The sequence below is a fragment of the Nocardia sp. NPDC051321 genome (genome assembly GCF_044455225.1).
Taxonomy (GTDB): domain Bacteria; phylum Actinomycetota; class Actinomycetes; order Mycobacteriales; family Mycobacteriaceae; genus Nocardia.
Genome location: NZ_JBITEM010000007.1, coordinates 25,329 through 49,607 on the forward strand (window position 1 = coordinate 25,329; position 24,279 = coordinate 49,607).

Genomic DNA, 24,279 nt, shown 5'->3' on the forward strand with positions numbered 1-24,279 from the left:
GAGCGGGCGTTCCGGTTACTCGCGAACCGCGAGCACCAGGCCGACCTCGGGGTCGCCGATTGCCGCGGGGCGGCCCAGTGCGGCGACTAGGTCGTCCCAACTCCGGAAGCTGGTGCGCCAGCCGCGGGCGGTGAGCCAGCTCTCGGCGTCCGGCCCGAGTCCGCTCAGGTCACGACCTTCGCCGTGGTGCTCGCCACCGACCAGCCGTCCGAGTTCGGTGTAATGCGGCAGATTCCGGTCGACGTGAAACCGGCCCGCCCCGAATTGGCTTCCGGGAGCGGAGAGTTCGGTGAGGCTTTCGGCGACCCGCAGTGCGTCGCCGCGGCTCAGATATCCGAGCGATCCTTCATCGACCCAGTAGGTCGGCACGTCGGCACGAAAGCCGTTGGCGCGCAGCGGCTCCGTCCAGTTCCGGCGGAGATCGCCGGCGATGACTCTGCGGTCGTGCTTCGGTGCGACACCCGCGGCAGCCAGCACCGGCTCCTTGAACGCGAACAGTTCCGGCAGATCGATCTCGAAGAACCGAACGTCCGCGGGCAGCGTCAACCGGAACGCTCGGGTATCCAACCCCGCGCCGAGGATGACGATCTGACGGCAACCGGCCGCCACCGCCGCCACCATCCGATCGTCGACCAGCCGGACGCCGACGCTGCGCCCCTCGAAGAACGTGTCGGCCAGCGCTTCCAGCCGCGCCCAGCGCTGCTCCCCTTCCGGCGTCGCCCCGAAGCTGCGCCGCGCAGCGTCGGCGAAATGTCGCGCCAGCGGATCGTCGTACAGCCGATCCGACCTGATCGATTCCCGCGCCCGAATCACCGCCACCCCGATGGCCGTCATCGCCACACCCGCCGTCGGTGCCTCCGGCTCAGTCATGATCCCTCCAAATTAACTTGTCGACCGGCTAGGTATCTCGCCGCAGCCGTCACGCTAGGCTCCAACTAGCCGGTCGTCAAGCAAAAGGAGAGCCATGGATCGCCGTCGCAGCGACATGCGCGAACGAATCCGCGCGGTGGCGATGGAGTTGTTCTCCGAGCGCGGTTATGAGAAGACGTCGCTGCGGGAGATCGCCGAGCGCCTCGAGGTGACCAAAGCCGCGCTGTATTACCACTTCCGCACCAAAGAGGACATCGTCGCGAGCCTGTCCGACGACCTGCGGCGCGGCATCGACGACATCGTCACATGGGCCGAGACCGCACCGACGGGACCCGAACGCGCGCAAGAGATTCTCGACCGCTACGGCGCATTACTGCACGGCATCGGCCGCGACATGGTGCGCTTCATGGCCGAAAACCAGCCCGCCTTCCGGGAACTCGGCTTCGGCGTGAGCCTGCGTTATCAGTTCCGGGTGCTGGCCGACCTGATGACCGAGCCGAACCACGCGCCGCGCGCGGTTTTTCATGCCAGGCAGGCGCTGCTGGCCATCAGCTGGAGCACGGCCATGATGGGCGATCTGCCGCTGACCGACGACGAGTGCTACGCGGCGTCGGTCGACATCGCGCGCGACATCCTCGCCAGGAATTGACCGTCACGTCCGATTGTCGCTAGCACATACGTTCGATTGCGGGTAGATTCGCTGGCATGTCGACACCGCTGCAGGGATCACTGCTCGACGGGTTCGGTGATACCGAATTCGGGTCGCTTCGTGCCGCGCGCCGCACGGTCCTCGAGCACGGGGCCTGGGTGGATGTGCTGCCCGGCTGGCTGTCGGGCGCCGACGCGCTGTTCGATCGGCTGGTCGGCGATGTGCCGTGGAAAGCCGAGCGACGTCCGATGTACGACCGCATGGTGGACGTGCCCCGGCTGCTGAAGTTCTATGAAGAGCACGAGCCGCTGCCCGATCCGGTACTGGCCGACGCGCGGGAGGCCTTGACCGAGCACTACCGCCGCGAACTCGGTGAGTCGTTCCGCACCGCAGGCCTGTGCTACTACCGCGACGGACAAGACAGCGTCGCCTGGCACGGCGACAATTTCGGCCGCGGCGCGACCCAGGACACCATGGTGGCGATCGTGTCCATCGGCGCACCACGCGCATTACTGCTGCGTCCGCGCGGCGGCGGCGAGAGCCTTCGATTTCAGGTGGGCCACGGCGATCTACTGGTGATGGGCGGCTCATGCCAGCGCACCTGGGAGCACGCGGTGCCCAAGACCCGAAAGCGGACCGGGCCGCGGATCAGCATCCAGTTCCGCCCGCGCGGAGTTCGCTGAGCGCCGGACGATGCGCGAGGCGATAGCGGCCACGCTTGACCTAAAGCGATGTTCAGGTTCAATGCTTAATGCCATGAGTACCAAGACTTCTCAGCCGCCGGTGGCAGGCGATACGACCGTCGACCACGCCGCCGATATCGCGGCCATCAAGCAGATCATCGGCAACGTCGAAACCGCGTACAACACCAACGACCCCGAACTGATGACCGCCGACTTCACCGCGAACGCCGCCGTCGTCAACGCGGTAGGCGCACTGATGACCGGACGCGACGCGCTCCTCGAAGCGAACCGGCGCGGGCTGTCCGGCTTCCTGAAGGACGAGTACGTCCGCTACGAGGTCACCGACATCACCTTCCTGCGCCCCGACGTCGCGTTCGCCCACAAGGTCGCGCGAGCCACCACCGCTGACGGCGAACTCATCGACATCGATCACGCGATGATCGCGCTCTATGTCCTGGTCAAGGAACACGGCCGCTGGTGGACAGCGGCCAGGCAGAACACCTTGATCCCCAAGACCGAATGACCGCACGTCCAACCCCCAGCGCCGCAACATCTCCGAGGGGTGCGGCGCTGGGACGTTGGACCGTCGAAATCCGCACTCAAACTCGGGATCCGCACTCGAAATAGGCCTTAGAGTCGGGCGGATCCCGAGTAAGAGTGCGGATTTTGGGTAGCGGACGCGTTCTTGGCGAGCGGCAGGCGGCGACGGAATTTCCGCGCGACGTGGGGCGCGCGACGCCGTTAGATTGACAGCATGAGCAATCCTGGGGCGGGAGTCCTGGCCGTGATGCCGCTGCATACGATCAGCGAGGTCTACGGCGAGGCCGGTCTGCGCGAACGATTACTGCTGGAAATCGCGGAGCTGCCGGACGCGGGGCGGGTCACCGAGGCACTCGAGCTGGCCACGCAATTGCATCGCGACGATCGCTACGGCCGCGAACCGTATCTCAATCATCTACTGCGCGTGGCGGTTCGGATCATCAGCCACTACAAGGTCGCGGACGGCGAGCTGGTCGTCGCTGGCCTGCTGCACGACTCCGTCGAGGATCACCCTGCGGAACTGGCGGGCGACCGATCGGGTCCGCCCACCGAGGCCGCGCTCGCCGAACTCGCCGAGCGGTTCGGCGAGCGCGTGGCCGGGCTTGTCGCGGCGGTCACCAATCCCGAACCCGACCCCTCGATCGACCGGCACCTGCAATACCGCGAGCACGTCGCCGCCAACCTCGACCGGGACCCGTGGGCCAGGATCATCAAGCTGTCCGACTTCACCGACAACGGCGTCGGCATCCTGTACGCGACCGGCCCGGCCATGCATCGCCTCGCCACCAAATACCGCCCGCTCACCGCGATCTACCGCGACCTCGTCACCCGCCCCGACACCCCCTTGGCCGACGACGTCAAACAGCACATCCTCGACCAACTCGACAGCGCGGACCAACGATTCGCGGCCATCCTCGCCGGCGATTGAGCCGTCGTCCTTTCGGATGACATCCGGCCGATATCCGGCCCGCCGGGGCCGAACGCGCCGCCGCTGCTGACATCGTGATGCGCATGCGATCAAGGACCGGCGACTTCCTGCTGGCAGCGGGACTTCTGGTGTTCGCCGCAGCGGGGGTGACGCTGCTCTGGACCGGCCACACCGCGCTGCGCTACTCCGCCGACTCCGACGACACGCTGCCGCTGTGGGTGATCTGCCTGACGGTGTTCGGTGGACTCGCCGTCGCCCGGCTGGTGCCGCCGAAACACCACGACGACTTGTTGCCAAAGGATCCGCGCACCACGCGTCAGGCCTGGTGGCTTTTCGCGCTCGGCCTGGCCTTCGCGGTCGGCTACTACCTCTCCCCCGGCGGCGACGCGTGGTTCCTCGGTCTGAAACTGCCGCTGCTGCTTGTCATTCCGCTACTCTTCCGGCTGACGTCCTGGCGCGAAGGGTATCGAAACGGCACCAGCGGCCGATGGCTTCGACCCGCGCCCGCGGTGCTCACCTTCCTGGCCCTGTTCACGCTGTTCGGCCATGACTACACCGGCGCCCGACCGGATCCGGTCGTCGTACTATCGGTGTTCTTGCTGAATGCCGTGCTGGAGGAAACCTTCTACCGAGTCTGGCTACAGACCCGACTGGAGGCGAGCTACGGCCGCTGGCCCGCGATTTTGCTGAGCTCGCTGCTGTACGCGGCCTGGCACGTTGCGATCCACGGCGGCAACGGTTTCGGCGTCGACCTCGCCACCACCCTCATCCATCTAGGCGGCTACGGAGTCTTCCTCGGCTACCTGTGGTCTCGGTACCGAAATCCCTGGCTGCTCTTCCTGGTTCACGGCATCATCAACCTGCCCATCCCGATGCTTGCCGCAATGTGGTGATGGCACAAGGTATTTCATGGTGTGCGCACCACCGACTCGATCAATTCGCGAACAGCGGCGAGCAGCCGGTCGGTCTCGCCGGAACGGACCATCACCTGCACCAATTCGCCGCCGATCGCGCCGAGCAGCAGCCTGCCGACCGCTTCGGCGTCCAGATCGGGCCGCGCCTCGCGCAGCAGTGCGGTGATGTGGTTGTCCCAGAACGCGTGGAACTCCCCCGTGCGCGGATGCGGTGGCACCGTGCGGTAGGCGACCATGAGCTCGGAGTTATCGATCACCAAGCGCGTCATCGCGTCGAAATAGGCGAGCAGCCGCGCATCGGCCGGCGCGCCGGGCCCCAGCGGCGGTGGCCCGTTGGTGATCGCGTCCATCAGCGTGAGCGCGCTCTCCTCGACCATCTCGTGCAGCAGCCCGGCGCGATTGCCGAAGCGATGAAAGATGGTGCCCTTCCCCACGCCTGCCGCGACGGCGACCCGGTCCATGGTGATCGCCTCGGCTCCGTGTTCGGCAAGCAGCGCGGTGGTCGCGTCGAGAATCGCGCGCCGGTTACGCGCGGCATCGGCCCGTTCCTTCGGACGCCCGTCGGTCATCGCACTCGCTTTCGTTGACAACTTGACCGCCGGTCCATATCGTTGTGGAACAACTGGACCGACAGTCAACTTATGGAGTTCATGATGAAGGCAATCGTAATGACGAGCACCGGCGGGCCCGAGGTACTGGTCCTCCAGGAGGTCCCGGCGCCGCAGGCCGGACGCGGTGACGTCGTCATCCGCGCCGAGGCGATCCCGGTCCTGTTCCCGGAGACCAAGCTGCGCTCCGGCGAGTTTCCGCTCGGTGTCGAGCCGCCGCTGGTCTTCGGTTTCCAGGCCGCGGGCGTGGTGACCGAGGTGGGCACGGACGCTGATCCGGCCCTGATCGGCCGCCGAGTGGCCATCGCCACCATGGGTCTCGGCTCCTACGCCGAATTCGTCAGCGCACCAGCCGATTCCGTAACCCTGATCCCGGACGGCCTGTCCTCGGTCGACGCCGCCGCGGTACTGATGAGCGGTTCGGTGGCACTTCCCCTGCTGGAAACGGCCGCACTCACCGGCACCGAAACAGTGCTGATCGAGGCCGCCGCAACAGGTATCGGCAGCTACCTCACCCAACTCACCAAGGAGTACGGCGCGGCCCGCGTCATCGCCACAGCGGGCGGCCCCGCGAAAGCCGAACAGGCACGCAAGCTCGGCGCCGACGACGTAATCGACCACAACGACCCCGAATGGCCCGCCCGCCTACGCGAAACCCTCAGCGGCGCAACACTGGACGTAGTCTTCGATTCGATTGGCGGCAGCACCGCCCTGGACCTCCTCGACACCATGACACCCCTGCGCGGCCGAATGCTCAGCTACGGCTGGCTTTCCGGCGCCCCCGCCCAACTCACCGCCACCGACCTGATCACCCGCGGCCTGACCCTCACCGGCTGCGCGGGCCCCGACTGGCTGTCCCGAGTAGCCGACGCCCGCACCGCAACCCTGCACCGCGCCGCCACCGGCACCCTGAACCCACTGATCGAAGCAGTCCTCCCGCTGGACCAGGCCGCCCGCGCCCACCAACTCATCGAAGACCGCGCCCCACTGGGCAAGTACATCCTCCAACCCACCCACGACTCATAACCGGGCCAGACACCCTGCCGCGCAAACGTTCTCATCAAGCGCACGGAATCGCTTGCGCCGGAGGATAGCTGGGCACGCGGCGGTTCAGGCGGGGCGGCGGGCGAAGGCTGGGGCGTGTTCAGGACGGATGCCGCGGGCGACCAGGAACGGTGGGATGCTGCGGATTACGGGGATGCGGCGGAGGATTCGGATCGGCCGTGGCGCTCGGGAAGAACCGGCGAGGTCGACGCTGCCAGCGAGGGCGGGTTGGATCGCGCGGGCATGCAGAAAGCGTTGTATGCCTTGGGTTACCGCGGTCGGCAAGGATCGGCGGCGCTGGACACGAGCCAGGTCGCGGGTGCTGACGGTGCCCGCGATCAGCGGCGCGGCCAGGATTCTCGCCGCGGCGACGGCATCCTGGACGGCGAGGTTGATACCGACCCCGGCCACCGGGGACATGGCATGCGCGGCGTCGCCGATGCAGAGCAGGCCGTCGGTGTACCACGTGGTCAGGCGGTCGAGTTGAACGTCGAGGAGTTTCACCTCGTCCCAGCTGGTGAGGGCGTCGACGCGGTCTTTGAGCCAAGGCACCGAGTCGGACATGGTGCGCATGATTTCCTCGACCGGCCCGCGCCGCGCCGCCTCATCGGTGCCCTTGGCGATGAGGGTGGCGCACTGCCAGTAATCGCCGCGGTCGAGCATTACCGCGGCGCGGTGAGCGGTGACGATGGGGATGGCGCCCGCGGGGTCGATGTCGGTGCGCGGCAAGCGGAACCACCATACGTCCATCGGCGTCGGCCAACTGCGCGACGGCAGTCCCGCCGCCGCGCGCAGTACCGAGGCCCGCCCATCGCAGGCAACGGTGAGGTCGGCGACGATCTCGCCGACCGCGCCGTCGGTGGTCCGATAGGTGCTGCCGGTGACCTTGCCTTCCGACCAAACCAGTTCGGTCGCTTCGGTATTCATCCGCAGGTGGAAGCTCGGCTCCTGGCTGGCGGCGCGGGCCAGTAGATCGAGTAGGTCCCACTGCGGCACCATGGCGATGTACTTGTGCTTGCCCGGCAGATTCTTCAGCGAGGCCAAGGTCTGGAGTCCGCCGAGGGTCGGCAACGCGACCTGATCCAGTTTGCGCGCGTGCAGTTTCGCGAATTCCGCACCGAGCCCGAGCTCGTCGAGCAGATCCAGAGTGGTGGGATGCACGGTGTCGCCGCGGAAGTCGCGCAGGAAGTCTTTGTGTTTCTCCAGGACGGTGACGTCGACCCCGGCGCGGGCCAGTAACAATCCGAGGATCATCCCGGCCGGGCCGCCCCCGACCACCAGGCATGTCGTCTGTTCCATCGACTGTCCCTCCTCGGTCACCGCAAGGTATCGCCAGCACCAAGAATTCTACGCTTGGTGAATTCCGTGCGATGCCGATCTCGGCCGAGATGGGTTGTCGCGGCACATAATCCGAGGCGGACCACGATCGACGGCCGTCAAGTACCGTTGATCAGGACGCCACATCCTGCTGCAGGATGAAGAAATACGGCTCGGTCATCCCGCGCATATCCATCACCCCGAGCAGCGTGCGCTCATCGACCCGCCGGAAGTGATCGACGATCGGCAGGTGGTCATAGATCATCGCGGCGCTGACCACACCGCGATACTCCACATTCCGCAAACGCGCTGTCGGCCGCTGGGTTTGGAACGCGAACCGAAGGTAACCAAGCACCCTTTTGCCCGTGCGCACCCCCGACATCGGCAGCCGCCCGGCCAGACCGAGCGGCACCCGGCGCGGATCGACCGGAAATACGACACCGTCGACGGCGAACAGCAGCGGATGCACCGTGTCCGCGTCATCGAACTGTTTGCCGTACCACCCCGACGCGACCAGCACACCGGCCAACGCGTGCCCGGTATCGAGCTCGTCGCCGGTCCAGCGCCCGGTGGTGATCTCGGCGAACGGCACCGCGGGCAAGCTGTCGAACAACGCCAACGCCTGCTCAGCGGTGCAGCGATGGGCTCGGAGCGCCGCCAGCTCGGCTGCTCCCGTCCCCTTCGTCTCGGCCATGTCAGGTCTCCTCACTGCGGCAACGATTGCACCAATGACACTATCTCTGTGTCATAGCCGACGTCGATGCAGCTCGACGCAAACCTCAGAAGGCCGCGTCCAGCGGAAGCTGCCGCACCTCCGGCAGATACGGATCCAGCTCGCCGGACTCGAACCGCGACATGCCGATCACCTGCCAGAACTGGCCCGCGATATTGCCTTCGAACTTGTATCGCCCGTCGGGCGCGAGAGCCGCCCACCCTTCCGACAGGCCGAGCAGCTCCGCGCGAATGGCCGGCGCGGACTCCGTGTCCGGGTGGTCACCGCCCGGCACGGTCCACAGGATCGTGTTCCCGTCGTCGCCACCGCTGGCCAGCAGCCGCCCGGACGGGTGGAAGGCCAGCGACCACACTTGCCGCTTGTGCCCCTCCATGGTGTGCAGATGACGCCCAGTTGTCATGTCCCACAGGCGAACCACCAGATCCTCGCCACCGGTGGCGAGGATGCCGCGCTGCGGGTCGACCGCCGCCGCCCACAGTCGCCCGGTGTGCCGGGTCAGCTCGTGCAGGCTCGCGCCGGAGTCCACGTCCCAGATGCGCACCGTCATGTCCCACGAGACGCTGGCCAATCGGTCACCGTGAAAGACCACCCCGTAGACCCGGTCGCGGTGACCGTCCAGCTCACGCAGTAGTCTGCCGGATTCGACGTCCCACAGCCGCACCACCGAATCGTCACAGCCAGTGGCCATCACCGTGCCCTCGGCATTGAACGTGATCGACCGCACCCGTCCGTGGTGCTCCGCGCACACCATGTGCAGCGCGCCGGTGGTCCGCGACCAGATGATCACCGTGTCGTCGTCGTTGGCGGTGGCCACGTAGTGATCGGCGGGGTCGAAGGCGATCGCCCAGACGGGCGCGGCCTCGACATTGATGTGCCGCTGGAACTGCCCCGTATCGAGGTTGAGCAGGCTGAGCCTGCCGTCGTTGCCGACCACCGCGAGTTGCTGCGGCTGCTTACGGCTGAACAGCGCCGACTCGAAGGTCACCAGCCGGTCCTCACTACCCGCCAGACGCCGAATCTGCTTGCCCGTCACCGGGTCCCATAGCCTTATCAGGCCGTCGTTGCCACCGGTCGCCAACAGCGTGCCGTCGGTATTGAAGGTCACCGACCTGACCTGCCGGCCATGCCCGGTGAGCACGTGCCTGCACACCGCGGTCACCGGATCCCAGAGCCGCGTGGCGAATTGGTCGTCGGTGACGGCGAGCTGCCCGCCGTCGGGCCGGAAGGCGAACGGCCAGATCGAGCCGGTGTGTGCGGTGATGCGGTGCCGCAGTTCGGCTGTCGTGCTGTCGCGCAGGCAGAGCAGACCGGCGCTGTCCCCGGAGGCGAGCAGATCGCCGGTCGGGTCGAAGGTGACCCAGTAGATGGCGGCGTTGTGATCGGGCGGCGCCTGCTTCGACCCGCCGGTCTCGACATCCCAGATGCGCAGTCCCCCATCGGTATCGCCGCTGGCCAACAGCGGCAGCCGCGGATGGAAGGCGAGCGTGTACACCCGTCCGGTGTGGCCGGGCAGCTGGCGAATCAGCTCGCAGCGCACCGGATCCCACAGCGCCACCATGCCGCGGACATCGCCGACCGCGAGCAGGTCACCGGCCGGATTGAAGGCGATCCGGAACACCGCGCCCGTCGCGCCGACGAATTCGCCACGCTCGCGACCGGTTTCGACATCCCACAACCGAACCTTGCCGTCGCGATACGCGGCGGCGACCACGCCGTCGTGAAAAGCCAAGCTGAAGATCAGTTCCCGGCTGCCGTCCGCGGGCGCGCACTCGTGCCGCAGATCGCCGCCCGGCAGTGACCACAGCCGCAGCATCCCCTCGGCGTCACCGGTGGCCAGCAGATCACCCGTGCGGTTCAGCATGACTGGCCACGGCCATTGGCTGTGCCCGTGCAGGATTCGGCGCAGCTCACCGGTCGCCACGTCCCAGATGCCGACGGTGCCGTCGCTGGAACCGCTGATCAGCACGGTGTCGGTGTAGGCGACCGCGAACGAGCGGTTGCGATGTCCCTGCAGGGTGCGCAGTGGCCGCCCGGTCTCGCTGTCGCAGATCAGCACGCCGCCGTCGTCGCTGCCGATGGCCAGGGTGCCGCCGTCCGGGCTGTAGGCAAGCGGCTGCGGCAACCTGCCGTGCCTTGCGTGAAACCCGTGCCTGACTCCGATTGCGGCAGGGGCGAATTCGGTCCTGGCCACCGCGCCCGGCACCAACGCCGCGCCGCGCAGGTCGGTGCCCGCCGGGGTGCCGATGACGTCGAGCAGCGCCGCGCGGTTCCAGCGACTGCCGGTCCCACGCGAACCGGTCAGGTCCGCACGGGCCAGCCGCGCCCTGGTGAAATCGGCGTCGGTCAGGTCCGCGCCGACCAGGCTCGCCTCGTCCAGTCGAGCCCCGACCAGGCGCGCGCCGCGCAGTATCGCCCGGTCCAGGTTCACCCCGACGAGGCGGGCACCGGTCAAGTCCGCGCCGGTCAGGTCGACCTGCTGCATGTCGCGATAAGAAAGGTCCTCGCCAACCAGGATCGCGCCGCGCAGGTCGGCGGTCGGCGCGGTCCGCAGACGGGTGGTCAGCCGAATCGCGTTGGTACGGGACACCTCATCGGCGACCGGGTCGTCCAGCACGCCGTCGGCCCAGGCACGCGCGACCCGGACATCGGCGAGATCGCAGAGGAAGTCGATGGACAACTGCGACAACTGGCCATGCGCGAGCTGCGGTGGCGCGGCCGCACCAGCGGCGAACTGTTCCGCGATATGGTTCGCGACAAGCCATTCGGTCACCGACGAATGGATGAACCCGAACAGATTGTCCTCGGTCCGCACCAGCAGACTGCCGGAACCGATGGCATGCGCGGACTGCTGCACCGACATCCGGTTGGCACCGGTCATCTCCACGAGACCCTGTGCCACCTCGGTCAATTCGGCCAGTCGCAGATACGGCTCGCCGGTCTCCCAGATACGCAACGCGAATTCGGTGACCGCGAGCCACAATTCGTGCAGGCCGAGGCCGGGCAGCGAGCCCGCGGTCGCCGCGGTGCGACCCGTCTCATAGGACAGCCAGGATTCGAGGATCTCCCGATACAGTCCGGCCGCGCCGACGGCCTGCTGCGCGCCCGCCGCGGCCCGCAGCCGCCGCTCGTCCAGATCGGCGATAAAGCTGAGCATGCGCGGATTCTGGGCCAGCCCGAGCAGGTCCTCGATGCCGGTGATCAGCCGCAGCCTGGCGTCCGCGCGCCGCACGTCGCCGCCGTAGCGATTGGTGAGGAAGGCGTGTACCTGCGCGGGCGCGAAGTCCTCGATATTGAGGATCTGCCTGTCCTGGAGCAGCCCGACCCGCTCCCCGAGCGCGGTCAGCACCTGCGCGCGCGACTCGAAATGCTGAGTGCGGCTTGCCACAATGATCTTCGCCTTGCCGACGGCGGCCTGCAGCAGGGTTTCCAGATGGTCGGCGGCGAACTCGTAGCTGATCCGGGTGACGAGCTCGTCGAAGCCGTCGAACAGCAGCACCACGCGGCCCTCACGAAGCATGTAGCGCAATGCTTTCAGGTCGATCCGGTCCTCGCCGTGATTGGCCAGGTGCGCGGCCACCAGGGCATCCACCGAATGGGTCTTGTCCAGCGTGTGCAGGTCGATCAGGATCGGGATCAGCACGGGCCTGGTTTCGGTGATGCGGCGGGCCAATTCGTGCAGCGCGAAGGTCTTGCCGCGCCCGAAATCGCCGAGCACCAGGACGAACCGGCCGTGATCCGCCGCGACCAGGCGCAGCAGCTCGGCGACGAGATCGTCGTTGACCAGTTGCTCACCGTGTTCGAGCATCCGGAAACGTTGCGGCACATAGAGATCGGGCGGGTATCTGCGGTCGGTACGCAGCCGCTCGACCTGCTGGGCGAGGTAGTCGTCCAGATCGAGCAGTCCCTGGAATTCGGTGAAGCTGCGCACCCGCAGGCCGTGACTGGCGGCCTCGTCGCGCAGCGAACGCGGCGGCGGCGCACCGCGATAGACGAGTTCGGAACCGTATTCCGGGTCGTTGCCGAGGAATTCCTCGACCACCTGCCTGGTCATGTCGCCGACGTGCACGCCGACGCGCCACTGCGCGGTGACGTCGTCGCGCTGATGGGTGATGAACAGATGCGGCGGATCGGTCTCGACGCGGCGAATCCTGGCATCCGGGTAGCGGGTTTCGCACACCTCGGCCACCCGCTGCAGCAGGCGCCCGTGCGGGTCGACGATGGCGGGGGCGTCGGTGGCAGGCTCGTCGGGCCCCGTGAGTTCCGGCATCGTGTTGGCGGCTAGTGCCGCAACGGCATTCGTCCATGGCGAGGCCAGGCGCGCGGTGGGATCCGCGGGATGTGCCGCGGTAGCCGAGTATCGGGCGAGGCCGTCGGCGGTCAGGTGGATGATCTCGTCGCGGCCCGCCGCCCCGGCGGGGATGACGGGCAACCTGCCGTCCAGCCGATCCAGGTGCGGCCCACCGGGACCCGGGCCGTGCAGCAGCAGGTTCAGCCGTCCGCCGAGCAGCCGGGACAGCGTGTCCGCGTCGCGCAGCAGGGCCGGATCGCGCGGCGAGGCGGCCGGGCCGGGCAGCGGGTCGTGCCGGACCACGCCCAGTCGCAACCAGCCGTTCTCCTCGAACGCCCGCAGGCGCTCGGCGAACCAGGCGGCCTGAGGTTCGCCGATCCGGCCGTAGTCGTCGTCGGGCAGGTGCGTCGCGGCCATGGTCGAGTTCAAACCCGCGACCACCACCCGCAATTCGGGAATCGGGAACAGCGTCCACGGCTGGCCGACGTCGAACACGAGATGGTCAAGGCCCTGATACAGCTCGGCGAACAGCCGCGCGTACTGCTCGAGCTTCGGGAAGTACGGCGGCTGCGGCTTACGGTCGCGCGCTTCGCAATTCAGGAAGTAGGCGTGACACGCGACCTTGGAGACGTCATGGTTGCCCGGCACCACGATCAGCCGGTCCGGTTCGAGTCCGAGCAGCACGCGCAACCCGGTCAGGAAAATCAGCGCCTCGTCCACCTCGCGCGGGCGGCCGGATTCGGTGAGATCACCGGTCACCACGATTATGTCGGGTTTCGGCACGCCCTGATCGACCAGCTGGGTGACGTTCGCGTAGATGCGGGACTGCAGTTCACGCGCGGTGCTCGGCTCGTCCTGCGCGTACAGGCCACGGCCGAAGCGGGGACCGGCCACGTGCAGCACGCTGACGCCGGAGCGGTGCTCGTCGCGGTGCACGCCGCCGGGAAAGGCCGGGGCCGCAACGGGAGTGCGCCGGTTCAGCGGAGATTCGACCGGGCCCGCGTCGTCGTCGGCGTAGCGGTCCGGTAGCGCGGCGGTGCCGAGTTCGTTCGGGAACCGCGGTTCGTGCTGCGGTTTTCCGCGACCCGCGAGGAGGTGGCGCACCCGCTCCAGCAGGATGCGCCGCGCCTGCTCGTCGGTCGGCACGTCCACCAGGTCGATGTAGGTCAGGGTGGCGAGCAGGCCCTCCAGCGCGCAGTCGGCGACGCGGATCGGCAGCAGCTTGCCGGGGTCGGTGCGGAACGCGGCCTGCCATTCCATTGTCCCGTAACGCGATTCGAGGTAGTTGTCGGAGAGCACCGCGAGCACCACGGCCGAATCACGCACGCCGCGATCCATGAAGTCGATGAAGTTGGTGCCGGGCACGAAGTCCCAGGCCTGGATCAGCGTGCGATAACCGGAACTCTCCAGTTGCCAGGCAAGCCAGGTGGCCCACCGCTCATCCGCCGGGGAATAGCTGATGAAAAAGTCCCGCGCCCGCCCGCCCTGCTGTGTCACGCCCCCAGTATGACCGAGGCCAATAACATGGCAGGCGTGCCCGAACAGGTCGACTCCTCCGAACGGAACGCCACGGCGGCGGTGCGGCGCCCGCGCTGGGGCCTGAGCGTGCTGGACTTGGTCCGGATCGGGCTGCTGCTCGCCGGACTGCTGTGCGTGCTCACCGGGCTGCTGCCCAGGGACGAGGCCGCCGACAACATGCGCCGCATCGGCCCGTTGCTGCTGTTCCTCGGCAGCGTGATCGTGCTGGCCGAGCTCACCCGTCAGGCCAAGGTGTTCGACGTGATCGCGCACCGGCTCGCCATCCTCGGACGCGGGTACTATCCGGCGCTGTTCGTGCTGTGTGTGCTGTTCGCGTCGGCCACCACGATCCTGTTGAACCTCGACACCACGGCCGTGCTGATCACCCCGGTCATGCTCGCGCTCGCCGTGCCAGCGCGCATCCCGCCGCTGCCGCTGGCCATGACCACCGTCTGGCTCGCCAATACCGCCAGCCTGCTGCTCCCGGTCTCCAACCTCACCAATCTGCTTGCCGCCGACCGGGTCGCGCTGACGGCGACCGGATTCGCCGCGAAAATGTGGGCGCCCCAGCTCGTTTCGGTCACCGCGACAATGCTGTGCCTGTGGCTCTGGTATTGGCGGCGTGGACGCCGCGATACCGACCGCTACCTGCCGCCCGAGCCGATCCGTCCGCAGAACGCGAAAGAACGCGTGCTGCTGTATACGACGGCGGGGGCCTGCCTGCTCTTCATCCTCGCAATTCCCTTCGTCGGCAACAGCATCGGTGTCGCCGCGACCATTGCCGCCGCCATCGCGGTCATCGCCTTCGCGGTGTTCGACCGTGCGTCGCTGCGGTTCTCGCTGATTCCCTGGCGGCTACTGGTTTTCGTCGTCGGCCTATTTCTGGTGGTGCCCACCCTCGGCCGGCTCGGGCTTTCCGATTTGATGCATACGTTGATCGGATCCGACTCCGGTGCGGCGGGCGCCTTCCGCGCGGCGGGCGCGGGCGCGACCCTCTCGAACATCGCCAACAATCTGCCCGCCTACACCGCGGGTGAGGCCGTCGTGCCGCCCGAGAACCACAACCAACTACTTGCCTTGCTCATCGGCACCAATATCGGCCCGATCGTCACCCCGTGGGCCTCCCTCGCCACCCTGCTCTGCCTGGAGTTCTGCCGCACCCACCACGTTCGCGTCCCCATGCTCCGCTTCGTACTCACCGGTCTCGGACTCGCCGTAATCGGCACTACCGGCGCCGTCGCGGCACTGCTTATCATCGGATAAAAGCAGTTTCGGAGGGGGAATCAACAATGGACAAAGTCGACTTCACGGTGACCAATGTGTTCGATATCAGCGGACGCGGCGTAATAATGGTCGCGGGCCGCCTGGCTTCCGGCGGTATCGAGGCGGGCGATATCCTCTACGACTCGGTTACCGGAGCACGAATCACCGTGGCGGGCTTAGAATTTCACGGCGGCCGCGAATTCGACGAACACGTACTCGTCGTCCCCGCCGGCGAGGTCGACCGCGTCCACATCGACCAGCACCTGACCGACCAGCGCCCCGACGACGGCCTCATCCGAACACCCCGCCTACGCCGCGTCCTCGACACGGCCCCCGACATCGCCAAAGCCCAAGGTCACGACTACGTCGGCGTCGAACACCTGATGCTTGCCATCCTCGCCGACCCCGACGCGGTACCCACCCAGCACCTACGCAAGCTGGGCCTGGATCCGGACAACATCGCCCAGACGTTGCAGGAGTACCTGCACGAGATGGTCAGCAGCACTGAGAATTTCACCGGCGGGCATAAACCTCCGTCGCAGTGACTCCGCGATCAGCCGGGCAGGCCGGTGACGGTCACCTCCGCGGCGGATTTCACCAAGAGGGTGAGATCGGACATCATTTCGGCACTGCCCGCGATGAAATCTATTTCGCCGGTCGGTAATTCGAGGCGCTCGTCGAGGGTGGTGCCGTGGAAGTCGGTGATGTGCATGCCCGCTTCGCGGGCGAGCAGGGCGCCCGCGGGAAGATCGATGAGGCCCGCTCGGTAGCCGACGAAACCGTCGATGTCGCCGTTGCTCAGCATGACCCAGCACAGCAACGGTGACCAGAGTTGGATCAGGCGGCGGGAGGCCGATTCCAGGGTCAGGCGCAGGGCGCGGGCGGTGGGATCGGCGCGGGCGACCGGGTAGCCCTGCAGCCACGCGAGGACGGGGGCGGAGGCGGCGGGGCGGTGCGCCGGGTGCCACAGCGGGCCGCTCGGGCCGTGCGCGCCGCGGCCGCGGATGGCGGTCCAGGTGCGGCCTGCGATTGGTTCGTGCACGACGCCGAGGATCGGTGTTCCGTTGTGACACAGCGCGATACCAACGGTGCAGACCGGCAGGCCGATGGCGATGTTGTTGGTGCCGTCGAGCGGGTCGATGACCCAGCACCAGGCGTCGTCGGCGCTGTCGAGGACGCCGGACTCCTCGGCGAGGATGCGGTGGCGGGGGAAGGCGGCGCGAATGTGGCGCAGAATGATGTCTTCGGCCAGGAAGTCCAGGTCGGTGACCACGTCGCCGGTGGGATCCTTGGTGGTGATGGTCAGCGCCTCGAGCAGCCCGGCGCGGATCGCGTGCCCCGCTTCGACGGCGGCCGCGGCGGCGACACCGGCCGCGCGGTCGAGCAGCGTGTCCGGCAGCACCTGGTTCATCACGTCGCCCGCTCGCATCGGTTCTCCAGTCGCTTCGGCAGGGGTTGATCCCGCAGATGGGCGAGCACGGTGTGCGCCGCGCGCCGGGTTTCATTGGCGGTGCACACCGTTCGGTGCACCCAGTGGTCGGTGGTGGCGAGCAGGCCGAGCGACAGATCGGGGCGGCCGCGGCTGTCCTCGCCGAGGACGACGGTAGCCGCGTCGCCGTGCACGTCGGACACGTGGAACGCACCGTGTGGCAGCGTATACACCTCGCCGGTGTGGAAATCCTCGCGGGAGCGGGTGCGGTAGGTGACCAGTTGTGGCGTCGCGCGCACCAGATCTCCGTCCGCGGCGCTCTGGATCTCGAACAGACGATGGGTGGGATACGCGGGAGCGCTGAGGATTTCGATGATCTCGTTGCCGACGGTGCCGTACAGCACGGTGCTGAGCAGGTCCCAGCTGTGCGCGTGCATCTTGGACGTGGTCGGGTCGGCGCGCTCCCCCTCGGTCCAGACGTGCACGCAGATGCCGAGTCCGTCACCGCGCCAGGCGGGAAAACACAAGAAGCCCAACGGATGTCGCACCGCGCGCAGCTCAGAACTACCGTCGACGACACCCGCGAGCACGGCACGGGCCCACCTCCGCACCGCGGCCCCGGTGTTATCGGAGCCGATCAGCGTGCGCAGGCGGGCATATTCGTTCACTAATACGGGTTCCTCGGTTGGAGCGCGCGACGCACGATGTCGGCGACGTCGCGATCGGTGAACGCGGCCGGAAGTTCCAGCGAGAGCAGCTGGAACAGGCTGCGCACCTGGTCGACAGTCGGCTCGTCGGACAGCGGCAGTTCCTCGCTGCGGCTCAGCTCGACCTGCCGGGTCTGCTTGAAGCTGGCGACCAGTTCGCGGTTGAAATCGCGGTAATGCGGCTTGTCCCGCTCGAACATCAGCGCCGGTGTGTTCGGATTGTCCTGGGTGACAATGACGCAGCTGGACGACAGGTCCCAGCGGAACGTCGTCATCACCGTCGACAGACCCACGTCGATGGTCAGGAACGTGAACCGCTGCCGATACCAGCAGGCGGCCAGCACGGTAGCGAACGCCTCCTTGCGGGTGCGCTCGGTGGTCCACAGTTCGCCGGTGCGATCGGCCTCGGGCGAGAGCGAGGACCGGTACTGGGCATAGGTCTTGCACAGCACTTCGCTGGTCGGGTCGAGAATCTCCAACTGCATGCGCAGCGGGCGCTGTTCGCGCCGCGCGTTCTCCACGCACTCACGCAGCGTCACCGCCCGGATGTAAGTTCCGGTGCCGCCCTTGAAGATCCACTGCTCGGTACCGCGTCGAGCAAGGGTGAGTGCGTGGCCGATCTCGGGACCGGACAGCAGCTGCACCGAATTCGCGTCACGCATGGCCTTGGCCGACAAGTGCCGGTCACGTAGCAGCGTGGTCGCGAGCAACGCGAGGACGAGCAGCATCGCCGCATTCACGTTGTCGACCGGGATCACGTCGATGACCGTGAGCAAACCGACGGTCACGGCGAGTACCAGCGCGACGACACCGTCGACGTTGTTGCGCAACCAGATCAGCAACCGCGCCATGCAGCCCTCCCCTCTGTTCCCCCCAGGATAGAGGGAGCCGGACCTCCGACGCGAAGGAAACCAGAAGTCGTGCGCGCCAACGGCAATGCTCGCGGGCGTGATTCAGGCCACAAGCACTCGACTTGACCTCGAGTGCGGTTGAGGAACCACGATGGGAACCGGTCGTCGAACTACCCATTCGACGCCAGCATGCCCGGATGCCACGGCATCCCGCTCCCGCCGGTCCCCGTACACCCCCGGCGGGAGCGCAAGGGCGGCCGCGCAGAGCCGACCAGCCGCACGGTTCCTGATCTCCCGCACCGGAAATCGCATGCGAATCTCGGTGCCGGAAGTCAGAAAGCGTGCGTGTGCCTCGCTCAGTTGGGGGTGGTCGGTTCCCACTCGTAGACGGTGACGTTCGAGGAGCCGGTGGTGTGTACCGGGTCGGCGAACGCGAGTTCCCGTGCGGCGTCCAGGTTTTCGGCGGCGATGAAGTATGCCCCGCCGGTGCCGTCGGTGAAGCGCGCGCTCTCCACCAGGTGACCGCGCTCGCTCAGCTGCTTCAGGAAGTCCTTGTGCGGACCGAGCACGGCGGCGTCGAAGCGCGGCGTGCGCATCGCCATCACCAGATACTTCTTCACGCGTCGGCCTCCGGGCGCGCCGCGCGGGTGGCCGCCGCCGCGGCGCGGACCTGCGGCGCGACCAGCACGACCTGGCCGAGCACGCCGTTCACGAACGACGGGGAGTCGTCGGTGGACAGCTCCTTGGCCAGCTCCACCGCCTCGTCCACCGCGACGACCGGCGGAACGTCGTTGGCGTGGAACAACTCCCACACCGCGATCCGCAGGATGGCGCGGTCGACGGCGGGCAGCCGGGACAGCTCCCAGTCCTTGAGGTAGGACTCGATGGTGCCGTCCACCCGGTCCAGGTCGTCGGCGACGCCCTCGACCAGCGTGTGCGTGTAGGCGTGCACCGGCGCGACCGCCTGATCGCGGGCGGCCAGTTCGACCCGCTCGTCGAGCAGGTCGGCCGGGTCGACGTCGCGTGCCTCCGCCTCGAAGAGCAGATCGACGGCCCGGCGGCGGGCTTTGTGCCGCGTGCCGAGCTTCTTGAAGGACTTCTTGTCTACCGGCTGGTCAGCCACAGTCACCATTATCTCAGTCGAGGCAGGGCGATCAGGCGTTGACTCGGCCGAGGTAGCTGCCGTCACGCGAATCGATGCGCAGCTTGTCGCCGGTGTTGATGAACAGCGGGACCTGCACCTCGGCGCCGGTCTCCAGGGTGGCGGGCTTGGTGCCGCCGGTGGAGCGGTCGCCCTGCAGGCCGATGTCGGTGTGCTGGACCTGGAGCTCGACCGTGACCGGGAGCTCGACGTACAGCGGCGCGCCCTCGTGCGTGGCGACCTGCACGGTCATGTTCTCCAGCAGGAAGCGGGCGCCCGGGCCGATGGTCTGCTCGGAGATGGAGATCTGGTCGAAGGTGTCGCCGTCCATGAAGACGTAATCCGAGCCGTCGTGGTACAGGTAGGTCATGTCGCGACGGTCGACGGTCGCGGTCTCCACCTTGACGCCCGCGTTGAACGTCTTGTCGACGACCTTGCCGGACAGCACGTTCTTCAGCTTGGTCCGCACGAACGCGGGACCCTTGCCCGGCTTGACGTGCTGGAATTCGATGATCTGCTGAAGCTGACCGTCGATCTTCAGCACAAGGCCGTTCTTGAAGTCGCTGGTGTCCGCCACTGTCCTCGGATCTCCTAGTTCGTAAACAACATGTTGGTCAACCGACGTCATTCGACGACGGTCAGGTCTTTGCTGGTGTTGGTGAGCAACTCCGGGCCCCCTTCGCGCACCACGAGCGTGTCCTCGATCCGGACCCCGCCGCGGCCGGGAAAGTACACACCGGGTTCGACGGTCACCGCCACGCCAGCAAGAAGTGTACCGGTTCCGTTTTTGGCGATGCCCGGCGCTTCGTGGATCTGCAGTCCCACCCCGTGCCCGAGGCCGTGCACGAACAGCTTGCCGTGTCCGGCCGCCTCGATCACCGAGCGCGACGCCGCGTCCACCTCGTCGACCTTGACACCGGGCCGCAGCGCCGCGCACCCGGCCCGCTGCGAGGCCTCGACCAGCGCGTACACCTCGCGTTGCCAGTCGCTCGGCGGGCCGAGCACGAGGGTGCGGGTCATGTCCGAGTGGTAGCCGCCAATCATCGCGCCGAAGTCGAGCTTGACGAAATCGCCCGCGGCGAGCACGGCATCGGTCGGCCGGTGATGCGGGACAGCCGAATTCACGCCCGCGGCCACGATGGTCTCGAACGACACCGCGTCGGCGCCGTGCTCGAACATGGCCCATTCCAGGTCCCTGGCCACCTGCTTTTCGGTGCGGCCCGGCCGCAGCAGGCCGCGTTCGAGCAGCGTGGCGAGTCCATTGTCGCCCGCCGTGCAAGCCGCCCTGAGCTGGGCGACCTCGTAGGCGTCCTTGACCATGCGCAGCTGCTCGACCAGGCCGGGGGTGGCGACGAACTCCAGGCCGGTGCACTGCTCGACGAAGCCGCGGTGCTGGTCGACGGTGACGATGTGGCTCTCGTAGCCGATCCGGCCGAGCTGCCATTCCCCGGCCAGCTCGACGATCCGGCGGGCGGTGGCCCTGGCGATCTCGGCCCGCAGGTCGGGGACCTGCTCGGCGACCTGGGTCAGGTAGCGGCCGTCGGTGCCGATGACCGTGCGTTCCTCGGCGTTGCGCATGTCCCAGGAATGCACGAGTAGCGCCGCGTTGGATCCGGTGAACCCGGTCAAGTACCTGAGGTTCACCAGGTCGGTGACCAGCAAGGCGTCTACCCCGTTTTCCACCAGCAGACTCCGCAGCGCGCCACGCCGCGCGGCGTAGTCCGGCCTATGGCCCGCGTGATCAGCACACATGGTTCAAAGCTACCGCCGACACGCCGTATCTCCGCATGCAACACGTGTACCGGCCGCCGCCACTGCGCTGACCTGCTGCTGGCGATCTTGGTGACGATCGCGGAATGTCGTTGGCACTGGCGGATTTCCGTACCGGACGGCACGCGGAGAGCGGTTATTCACATGTTGGAAAGCTATCCACATTCCGGTGAAGCGGGGTTGTCTCGCGCCACGATCGGACAAGGGTGGACGGCATGCCGATTGTTGCCTTCGCCGCCCTCCTCGCGTGGTGTGTTGTGTTGAGCGTCATCGATTTTCGGCAGCGGCGACTGCCGAATCCGCTGACCGGAGGGGGTGCTGTCGCGGTGTTCGCGTACGCACTGTCCACAGCTCAATACACAGCCGCGTTACTGGGTGCCGTACTACTCGCGGTGCCATATCTGCTGGTGCACCTGGTCCTTCCAGCGGCCTTCGGTGCCGGAGATGTGAAGCTTGCCGTCGGGTTGGGCGCGGCGGCGGCACTGGGTGGCGGACAGGCGTGGGTGTGGGCGGCACTCGCCGCGCCGTTGCTCACCGCGTGCGCCGGAGTTGCCGTGCTCGGACTGCGTCGAATCCGAGCACCTACCGACTTGCCCGACGCGCCCCGCCGAACCGCGATACCGCATGGACCTGCCATGTGCCTGGCGACGATATGCGCGCTGGTCACCGCGAGTGCCGGATGATCGGGCCGAATCGAATGCGACCGCCCGCCGAATATCCGCACCGCACGGACCCACCCACCCGCCTGCCTGCATCGAATCCGAGGCCGACCGACTTGCCCGATGCTCCCCGCCGTATCGGGATACCGCGTGGGTCTGCCATGCGTCTGGTGACGGTATGCGCACTGGTCATCGAATGCCTGATGAGGCGCGGATTCCACCACCACCGCCTGGCACCCGCGGCTCGCGGAGCGGGATCGGCAGCGCGCGGGTCGAACACGGGTGTGCCGAACGTGCCAGCGATCACTGCGGGCCGAGTGGCTGAGCAGCCGCGCCGACATGGGAAGATGGACGGCGTGTTGCGCTGGATAACTGCCGGAGAATCCCACGGTCCCGCTCTCGTCACCATCCTCGAGGGGATGGTGGCCGGTGTCGAGGTCACGTCCGACGAGATCTCCGCGCAGTTGGCGCGCCGCAGGCTAGGGTACGGCCGCGGCGCCAGGATGAAGTTCGAGGCCGACAAGGTGACCGTCGTCGGCGGTGTCCGGCATGGCCGCACCATGGGCGGTCCGGTCGCCATCGAGATCGCCAACTCCGAGTGGCCGAAGTGGACGACGGTCATGTCCGCCGACCCGGTCGATCCGGACGAGCTCGCCGAACTGGCCCGCAACGCCCCGCTCACCCGGCCGCGCCCCGGGCACGCCGACTACTCCGGCATGCTCAAGTACGGCTTCGACGACGCCCGCAACGTGCTCGAGCGGGCCAGCGCCAGGGAGACCGCGGCGCGGGTCGCGGCGGGCACCGTGGCACGGAACTTTCTGCGGCAGGCGTTCGGCGTCGAGGTGATCTCGCATGTCGTCTCGATCGGCACCGCGCAGAACACCACCGGTGTGGTACCGACCGCCGGCGACCTCGCCGCCATCGATGAGAGCCCGGTGCGCTCGTTCGACAAGGACGCCGAGGCCGCGATGATCGCCGAGATCGAGGCCGCCAAGAAGGACGGCGACACCCTCGGCGGCGTCGTCGAGGTGGTCATCGACGGCCTTCCGGTCGGGCTCGGCTCGTTCACCAGCGGCGAGAACCGGCTCGATTCGCGGCTCGCCGGCGCGCTCATGGGCATTCAGGCCATCAAGGGTGTCGAGGTCGGCGACGGTTTCGAGACCGCGCGCCGGCGCGGCAGCCAGGCGCACGACGAGATGAAGCCAGGCACCGACGGCGTGCTGCGTTCCACCAACCGGGCAGGCGGCCTGGAGGGTGGCATGACCAACGGCGAGGCGCTGCGCGTGCGCGCCGCGATGAAGCCGATCTCGACGGTGCCGCGGGCGCTGGCGACCGTCGACATGACCACCGGCGAGGAAGCCGTCGCCATCCACCAGCGCTCGGACGTGTGTGCCGTGCCCGCCGCGGGCGTGGTCGCCGAATCGATGGTCGCTCTGGTCGTCGCGCAGGCCGCGCTGGAGAAGTTCGGTGGCGACTCGCTCGGCGAGACCCTGGAGAACATCACCAGCTACGTCAAGCGGATCAGCGACCGCCCGCACAACGCGACCGCTGACACCAGCACGCCATGATCGTGCAGACCGATCCGCGCGCGCCGCGCGTGGTGCTGGTCGGACCGCCGGGCGCGGGGAAAACGACGATCGGCCGCAAGCTCGCCAAGGAACTCGGCGTCGAGCTGTACGACACCGACGCGGGCATCGAGCGCGAGACCGGTCGCACCATTCCCGAAATCTTCGCCGCCGACGGCGAACCCGAATTCCGCAAGATCGAGGAGCGGGTGGTGCGCCGCGCGATCCTCGCCGAGCGCGGCGTCGTCTCGCTCGGCGGCGGCGCCGTGCTGTCCGCGGACACCAGGGCGCTGCTGCGCAACCGCACCGTCGTCTACCTGGAAATCAGTGTGGGCGAAGGACTCCGCCGCACCGGGGCCAGCACCAACCGGCCGCTGCTCAACGGCGCCGACCCGGCCGCCAAGTACCGCGAGCTGATGCGCCTGCGCCGCCCGCTCTACCGCGAGGTCGCCTCGATCCGGGTGCGCACCGACGGTCGCAGCCCTGGCCGCGTCGTCAAAATGGTCTTGGCTAAGCTCGGCGTCGAACCCGCCGACCCTGGCAACGGGACGGGCGCCGACTGCACGGACCTGCCCGCGACTGCGCAGGCAACGACCACCGAGAACACCGGAACACCGCAGGGCAGCAGCCGATCTCGGGCCCGGCGTCGGGCGCGGGCACGTGCCGCCGCTCGTCGAGCGGCGGCCGCGCGGGAAGCCGCGGAAGCGGCGGGCGAGGCGGTCCCGACAGGTAAGGCCACCGCGAACACGGGTGGCCGCGGCTGGCGCACGCGTCGCGCCGAGGCGGTCGCCCAGCCCGGCGA

General features: G+C 67.8%; 22 protein-coding genes and 1 pseudogene. 11 read left to right on the top strand and 12 right to left on the bottom strand.

Features of this window, described 5'->3' with window-relative positions; all coding sequences use genetic code 11:
* Window positions 1-15: 15 nt before the first annotated feature.
* A complete protein-coding gene (locus ACIA8C_RS17610) occupies window positions 16-870 on the bottom strand; it encodes an SAM-dependent methyltransferase (protein WP_397135769.1) in 855 nt (284 codons plus the stop codon).
* Between the two features lie 94 nt (window positions 871-964).
* Here ACIA8C_RS17610 and ACIA8C_RS17615 point away from each other — a divergent pair, with 94 nt between their 5' ends.
* The 5 genes from ACIA8C_RS17615 (at window position 965) to ACIA8C_RS17635 (ending at window position 4,563) form a co-directional block, all read left to right on the top strand.
* Window positions 965-1,519, top strand: coding sequence for a TetR/AcrR family transcriptional regulator (locus ACIA8C_RS17615; protein ID WP_397135771.1), 555 nt, complete (start codon window positions 965-967; stop codon window positions 1,517-1,519).
* A gap of 56 nt (window positions 1,520-1,575) precedes the next feature.
* Window positions 1,576-2,202, top strand: coding sequence for an alpha-ketoglutarate-dependent dioxygenase AlkB (locus ACIA8C_RS17620; protein ID WP_397135773.1), 627 nt, complete (start codon window positions 1,576-1,578; stop codon window positions 2,200-2,202).
* 73 nt (window positions 2,203-2,275) lie between these two features.
* Window positions 2,276-2,725 carry an SgcJ/EcaC family oxidoreductase gene (locus ACIA8C_RS17625; RefSeq protein WP_397135775.1) on the top strand — a complete coding sequence of 150 codons (450 nt, stop codon included), beginning with the start codon at window positions 2,276-2,278 and terminating at the stop codon, window positions 2,723-2,725.
* Window positions 2,726-2,956: 231 nt separating this feature from the next.
* Window positions 2,957-3,670 carry an HD domain-containing protein gene (locus ACIA8C_RS17630; protein ID WP_397135777.1) on the top strand — a complete coding sequence of 238 codons (714 nt, stop codon included), beginning with the start codon at window positions 2,957-2,959 and terminating at the stop codon, window positions 3,668-3,670.
* An 83-nt stretch (window positions 3,671-3,753) separates the two neighbouring features.
* Window positions 3,754-4,563 (top strand): lysostaphin resistance A-like protein, encoded by an 810-nt coding sequence (locus ACIA8C_RS17635; RefSeq protein WP_397135779.1) that lies wholly within the window; start codon window positions 3,754-3,756, stop codon window positions 4,561-4,563.
* 14 nt (window positions 4,564-4,577) lie between these two features.
* Here ACIA8C_RS17635 and ACIA8C_RS17640 read toward each other — a convergent pair whose 3' ends face one another.
* Window positions 4,578-5,153: a TetR/AcrR family transcriptional regulator gene (locus ACIA8C_RS17640; RefSeq protein WP_397135781.1), complete on the bottom strand. Its 576-nt coding sequence runs from the start codon at window positions 5,151-5,153 to the stop codon at window positions 4,578-4,580.
* An 84-nt stretch (window positions 5,154-5,237) separates the two neighbouring features.
* Between ACIA8C_RS17640 and ACIA8C_RS17645 the strand changes: the two genes are divergently transcribed.
* Window positions 5,238-6,218: a zinc-binding alcohol dehydrogenase family protein gene (locus tag ACIA8C_RS17645; RefSeq protein ID WP_397135783.1), complete on the top strand. Its 981-nt coding sequence runs from the start codon at window positions 5,238-5,240 to the stop codon at window positions 6,216-6,218.
* 84 nt (window positions 6,219-6,302) lie between these two features.
* On the opposite strand, the gene ACIA8C_RS17650 is transcribed toward ACIA8C_RS17645, so the two are convergent.
* The 3 genes from ACIA8C_RS17650 to ACIA8C_RS17660 form a co-directional block, all read right to left on the bottom strand.
* Window positions 6,303-7,535, bottom strand: coding sequence for an FAD-dependent oxidoreductase (locus ACIA8C_RS17650; protein WP_397135785.1), 1,233 nt, complete (start codon window positions 7,533-7,535; stop codon window positions 6,303-6,305).
* Window positions 7,536-7,686: 151 nt separating this feature from the next.
* Window positions 7,687-8,247 (bottom strand): DUF4334 domain-containing protein, encoded by a 561-nt coding sequence (locus ACIA8C_RS17655; RefSeq protein WP_397135787.1) that lies wholly within the window; start codon window positions 8,245-8,247, stop codon window positions 7,687-7,689.
* Between the two features lie 85 nt (window positions 8,248-8,332).
* A complete protein-coding gene (locus tag ACIA8C_RS17660) occupies window positions 8,333-14,071 on the bottom strand; it encodes a TIR domain-containing protein (RefSeq protein WP_397135789.1) in 5,739 nt (1,912 codons plus the stop codon).
* Between the two features lie 9 nt (window positions 14,072-14,080).
* On the opposite strand from ACIA8C_RS17660, the gene ACIA8C_RS17665 reads away from it, so the two are divergent.
* On the top strand, window positions 14,081-15,355 hold the full coding sequence (locus ACIA8C_RS17665; protein WP_397135791.1) for an SLC13 family permease: 1,275 nt from the start codon (window positions 14,081-14,083) through the stop codon (window positions 15,353-15,355).
* A 26-nt stretch (window positions 15,356-15,381) separates the two neighbouring features.
* A complete protein-coding gene (locus tag ACIA8C_RS17670) occupies window positions 15,382-15,900 on the top strand; it encodes a Clp protease N-terminal domain-containing protein (RefSeq protein WP_397135793.1) in 519 nt (172 codons plus the stop codon).
* A gap of 8 nt (window positions 15,901-15,908) precedes the next feature.
* Here ACIA8C_RS17670 and ACIA8C_RS17675 read toward each other — a convergent pair whose 3' ends face one another.
* From ACIA8C_RS17675 to ACIA8C_RS17705, 7 genes are all read right to left on the bottom strand, one after another.
* Window positions 15,909-16,784, bottom strand: a complete 876-nt coding sequence (locus tag ACIA8C_RS17675; RefSeq protein WP_397135795.1) for an inositol monophosphatase family protein — start codon at window positions 16,782-16,784, stop codon at window positions 15,909-15,911.
* The gene (locus ACIA8C_RS17680) at window positions 16,766-17,452 is read right to left on the bottom strand and encodes a hypothetical protein (protein WP_397135797.1); all 687 of its coding nucleotides are present in this window, start codon (window positions 17,450-17,452) and stop codon (window positions 16,766-16,768) included. The genes ACIA8C_RS17675 and ACIA8C_RS17680 overlap by 19 nt, the downstream gene beginning before the upstream one ends.
* Window positions 17,452-18,342: a hypothetical protein gene (locus tag ACIA8C_RS17685; protein WP_397135799.1), complete on the bottom strand. Its 891-nt coding sequence runs from the start codon at window positions 18,340-18,342 to the stop codon at window positions 17,452-17,454. The genes ACIA8C_RS17680 and ACIA8C_RS17685 overlap by 1 nt, the downstream gene beginning before the upstream one ends.
* 356 nt (window positions 18,343-18,698) lie before the next feature.
* A complete protein-coding gene (locus ACIA8C_RS17690) occupies window positions 18,699-18,962 on the bottom strand; it encodes a YciI family protein (protein WP_397135801.1) in 264 nt (87 codons plus the stop codon).
* Entirely contained in the window at window positions 18,959-19,465 is a 507-nt protein-coding gene (gene nusB, locus ACIA8C_RS17695) for a transcription antitermination factor NusB (protein WP_397135803.1), read from the bottom strand. Before nusB ends, ACIA8C_RS17690 begins: the two co-directional genes overlap by 4 nt.
* A 31-nt stretch (window positions 19,466-19,496) precedes the next feature.
* The gene (gene efp / locus ACIA8C_RS17700) at window positions 19,497-20,060 is read right to left on the bottom strand and encodes an elongation factor P (RefSeq protein WP_397135805.1); all 564 of its coding nucleotides are present in this window, start codon (window positions 20,058-20,060) and stop codon (window positions 19,497-19,499) included.
* Window positions 20,061-20,107: 47 nt separating this feature from the next.
* Window positions 20,108-21,235 (bottom strand): M24 family metallopeptidase, encoded by a 1,128-nt coding sequence (locus tag ACIA8C_RS17705; RefSeq protein ID WP_397135807.1) that lies wholly within the window; start codon window positions 21,233-21,235, stop codon window positions 20,108-20,110.
* 233 nt (window positions 21,236-21,468) lie between these two features.
* Here ACIA8C_RS17705 and ACIA8C_RS17710 point away from each other — a divergent pair, with 233 nt between their 5' ends.
* The 3 genes and pseudogenes from ACIA8C_RS17710 to ACIA8C_RS17720 all read left to right on the top strand — a co-directional run.
* Window positions 21,469-21,936: a prepilin peptidase gene (locus ACIA8C_RS17710; protein ID WP_397135809.1), complete on the top strand. Its 468-nt coding sequence runs from the start codon at window positions 21,469-21,471 to the stop codon at window positions 21,934-21,936.
* A 332-nt stretch (window positions 21,937-22,268) separates the two neighbouring features.
* Window positions 22,269-23,480, top strand: coding sequence for a chorismate synthase (gene aroC, locus ACIA8C_RS17715; RefSeq protein WP_396991180.1), 1,212 nt, complete (start codon window positions 22,269-22,271; stop codon window positions 23,478-23,480).
* Window positions 23,477-23,995 (top strand): annotated as a pseudogene (locus ACIA8C_RS17720) (shikimate kinase); the annotation flags it as partial. The gene aroC and the pseudogene ACIA8C_RS17720, both read left to right, overlap by 4 nt.
* Window positions 23,996-24,279: the final 284 nt, after the last annotated feature.

Coding starts and splice junctions, on each gene's coding strand:
- ACIA8C_RS17610 (WP_397135769.1), bottom strand. CDS start 870: ATGACTGAGCCGGAGGCACCGACGGCGGGTGTGGCGATGACGGCCATC.
- ACIA8C_RS17615 (WP_397135771.1), top strand. CDS start 965: ATGGATCGCCGTCGCAGCGACATGCGCGAACGAATCCGCGCGGTGGCG.
- ACIA8C_RS17620 (WP_397135773.1), top strand. CDS start 1,576: ATGTCGACACCGCTGCAGGGATCACTGCTCGACGGGTTCGGTGATACC.
- ACIA8C_RS17625 (WP_397135775.1), top strand. CDS start 2,276: ATGAGTACCAAGACTTCTCAGCCGCCGGTGGCAGGCGATACGACCGTC.
- ACIA8C_RS17630 (WP_397135777.1), top strand. CDS start 2,957: ATGAGCAATCCTGGGGCGGGAGTCCTGGCCGTGATGCCGCTGCATACG.
- ACIA8C_RS17635 (WP_397135779.1), top strand. CDS start 3,754: ATGCGATCAAGGACCGGCGACTTCCTGCTGGCAGCGGGACTTCTGGTG.
- ACIA8C_RS17640 (WP_397135781.1), bottom strand. CDS start 5,153: ATGACCGACGGGCGTCCGAAGGAACGGGCCGATGCCGCGCGTAACCGG.
- ACIA8C_RS17645 (WP_397135783.1), top strand. CDS start 5,238: ATGAAGGCAATCGTAATGACGAGCACCGGCGGGCCCGAGGTACTGGTC.
- ACIA8C_RS17650 (WP_397135785.1), bottom strand. CDS start 7,535: ATGGAACAGACGACATGCCTGGTGGTCGGGGGCGGCCCGGCCGGGATG.
- ACIA8C_RS17655 (WP_397135787.1), bottom strand. CDS start 8,247: ATGGCCGAGACGAAGGGGACGGGAGCAGCCGAGCTGGCGGCGCTCCGA.
- ACIA8C_RS17665 (WP_397135791.1), top strand. CDS start 14,081: ATGACCGAGGCCAATAACATGGCAGGCGTGCCCGAACAGGTCGACTCC.
- ACIA8C_RS17670 (WP_397135793.1), top strand. CDS start 15,382: ATGGACAAAGTCGACTTCACGGTGACCAATGTGTTCGATATCAGCGGA.
- ACIA8C_RS17675 (WP_397135795.1), bottom strand. CDS start 16,784: ATGCGAGCGGGCGACGTGATGAACCAGGTGCTGCCGGACACGCTGCTC.
- ACIA8C_RS17685 (WP_397135799.1), bottom strand. CDS start 18,342: ATGGCGCGGTTGCTGATCTGGTTGCGCAACAACGTCGACGGTGTCGTC.
- ACIA8C_RS17705 (WP_397135807.1), bottom strand. CDS start 21,235: ATGTGTGCTGATCACGCGGGCCATAGGCCGGACTACGCCGCGCGGCGT.
- ACIA8C_RS17710 (WP_397135809.1), top strand. CDS start 21,469: ATGCCGATTGTTGCCTTCGCCGCCCTCCTCGCGTGGTGTGTTGTGTTG.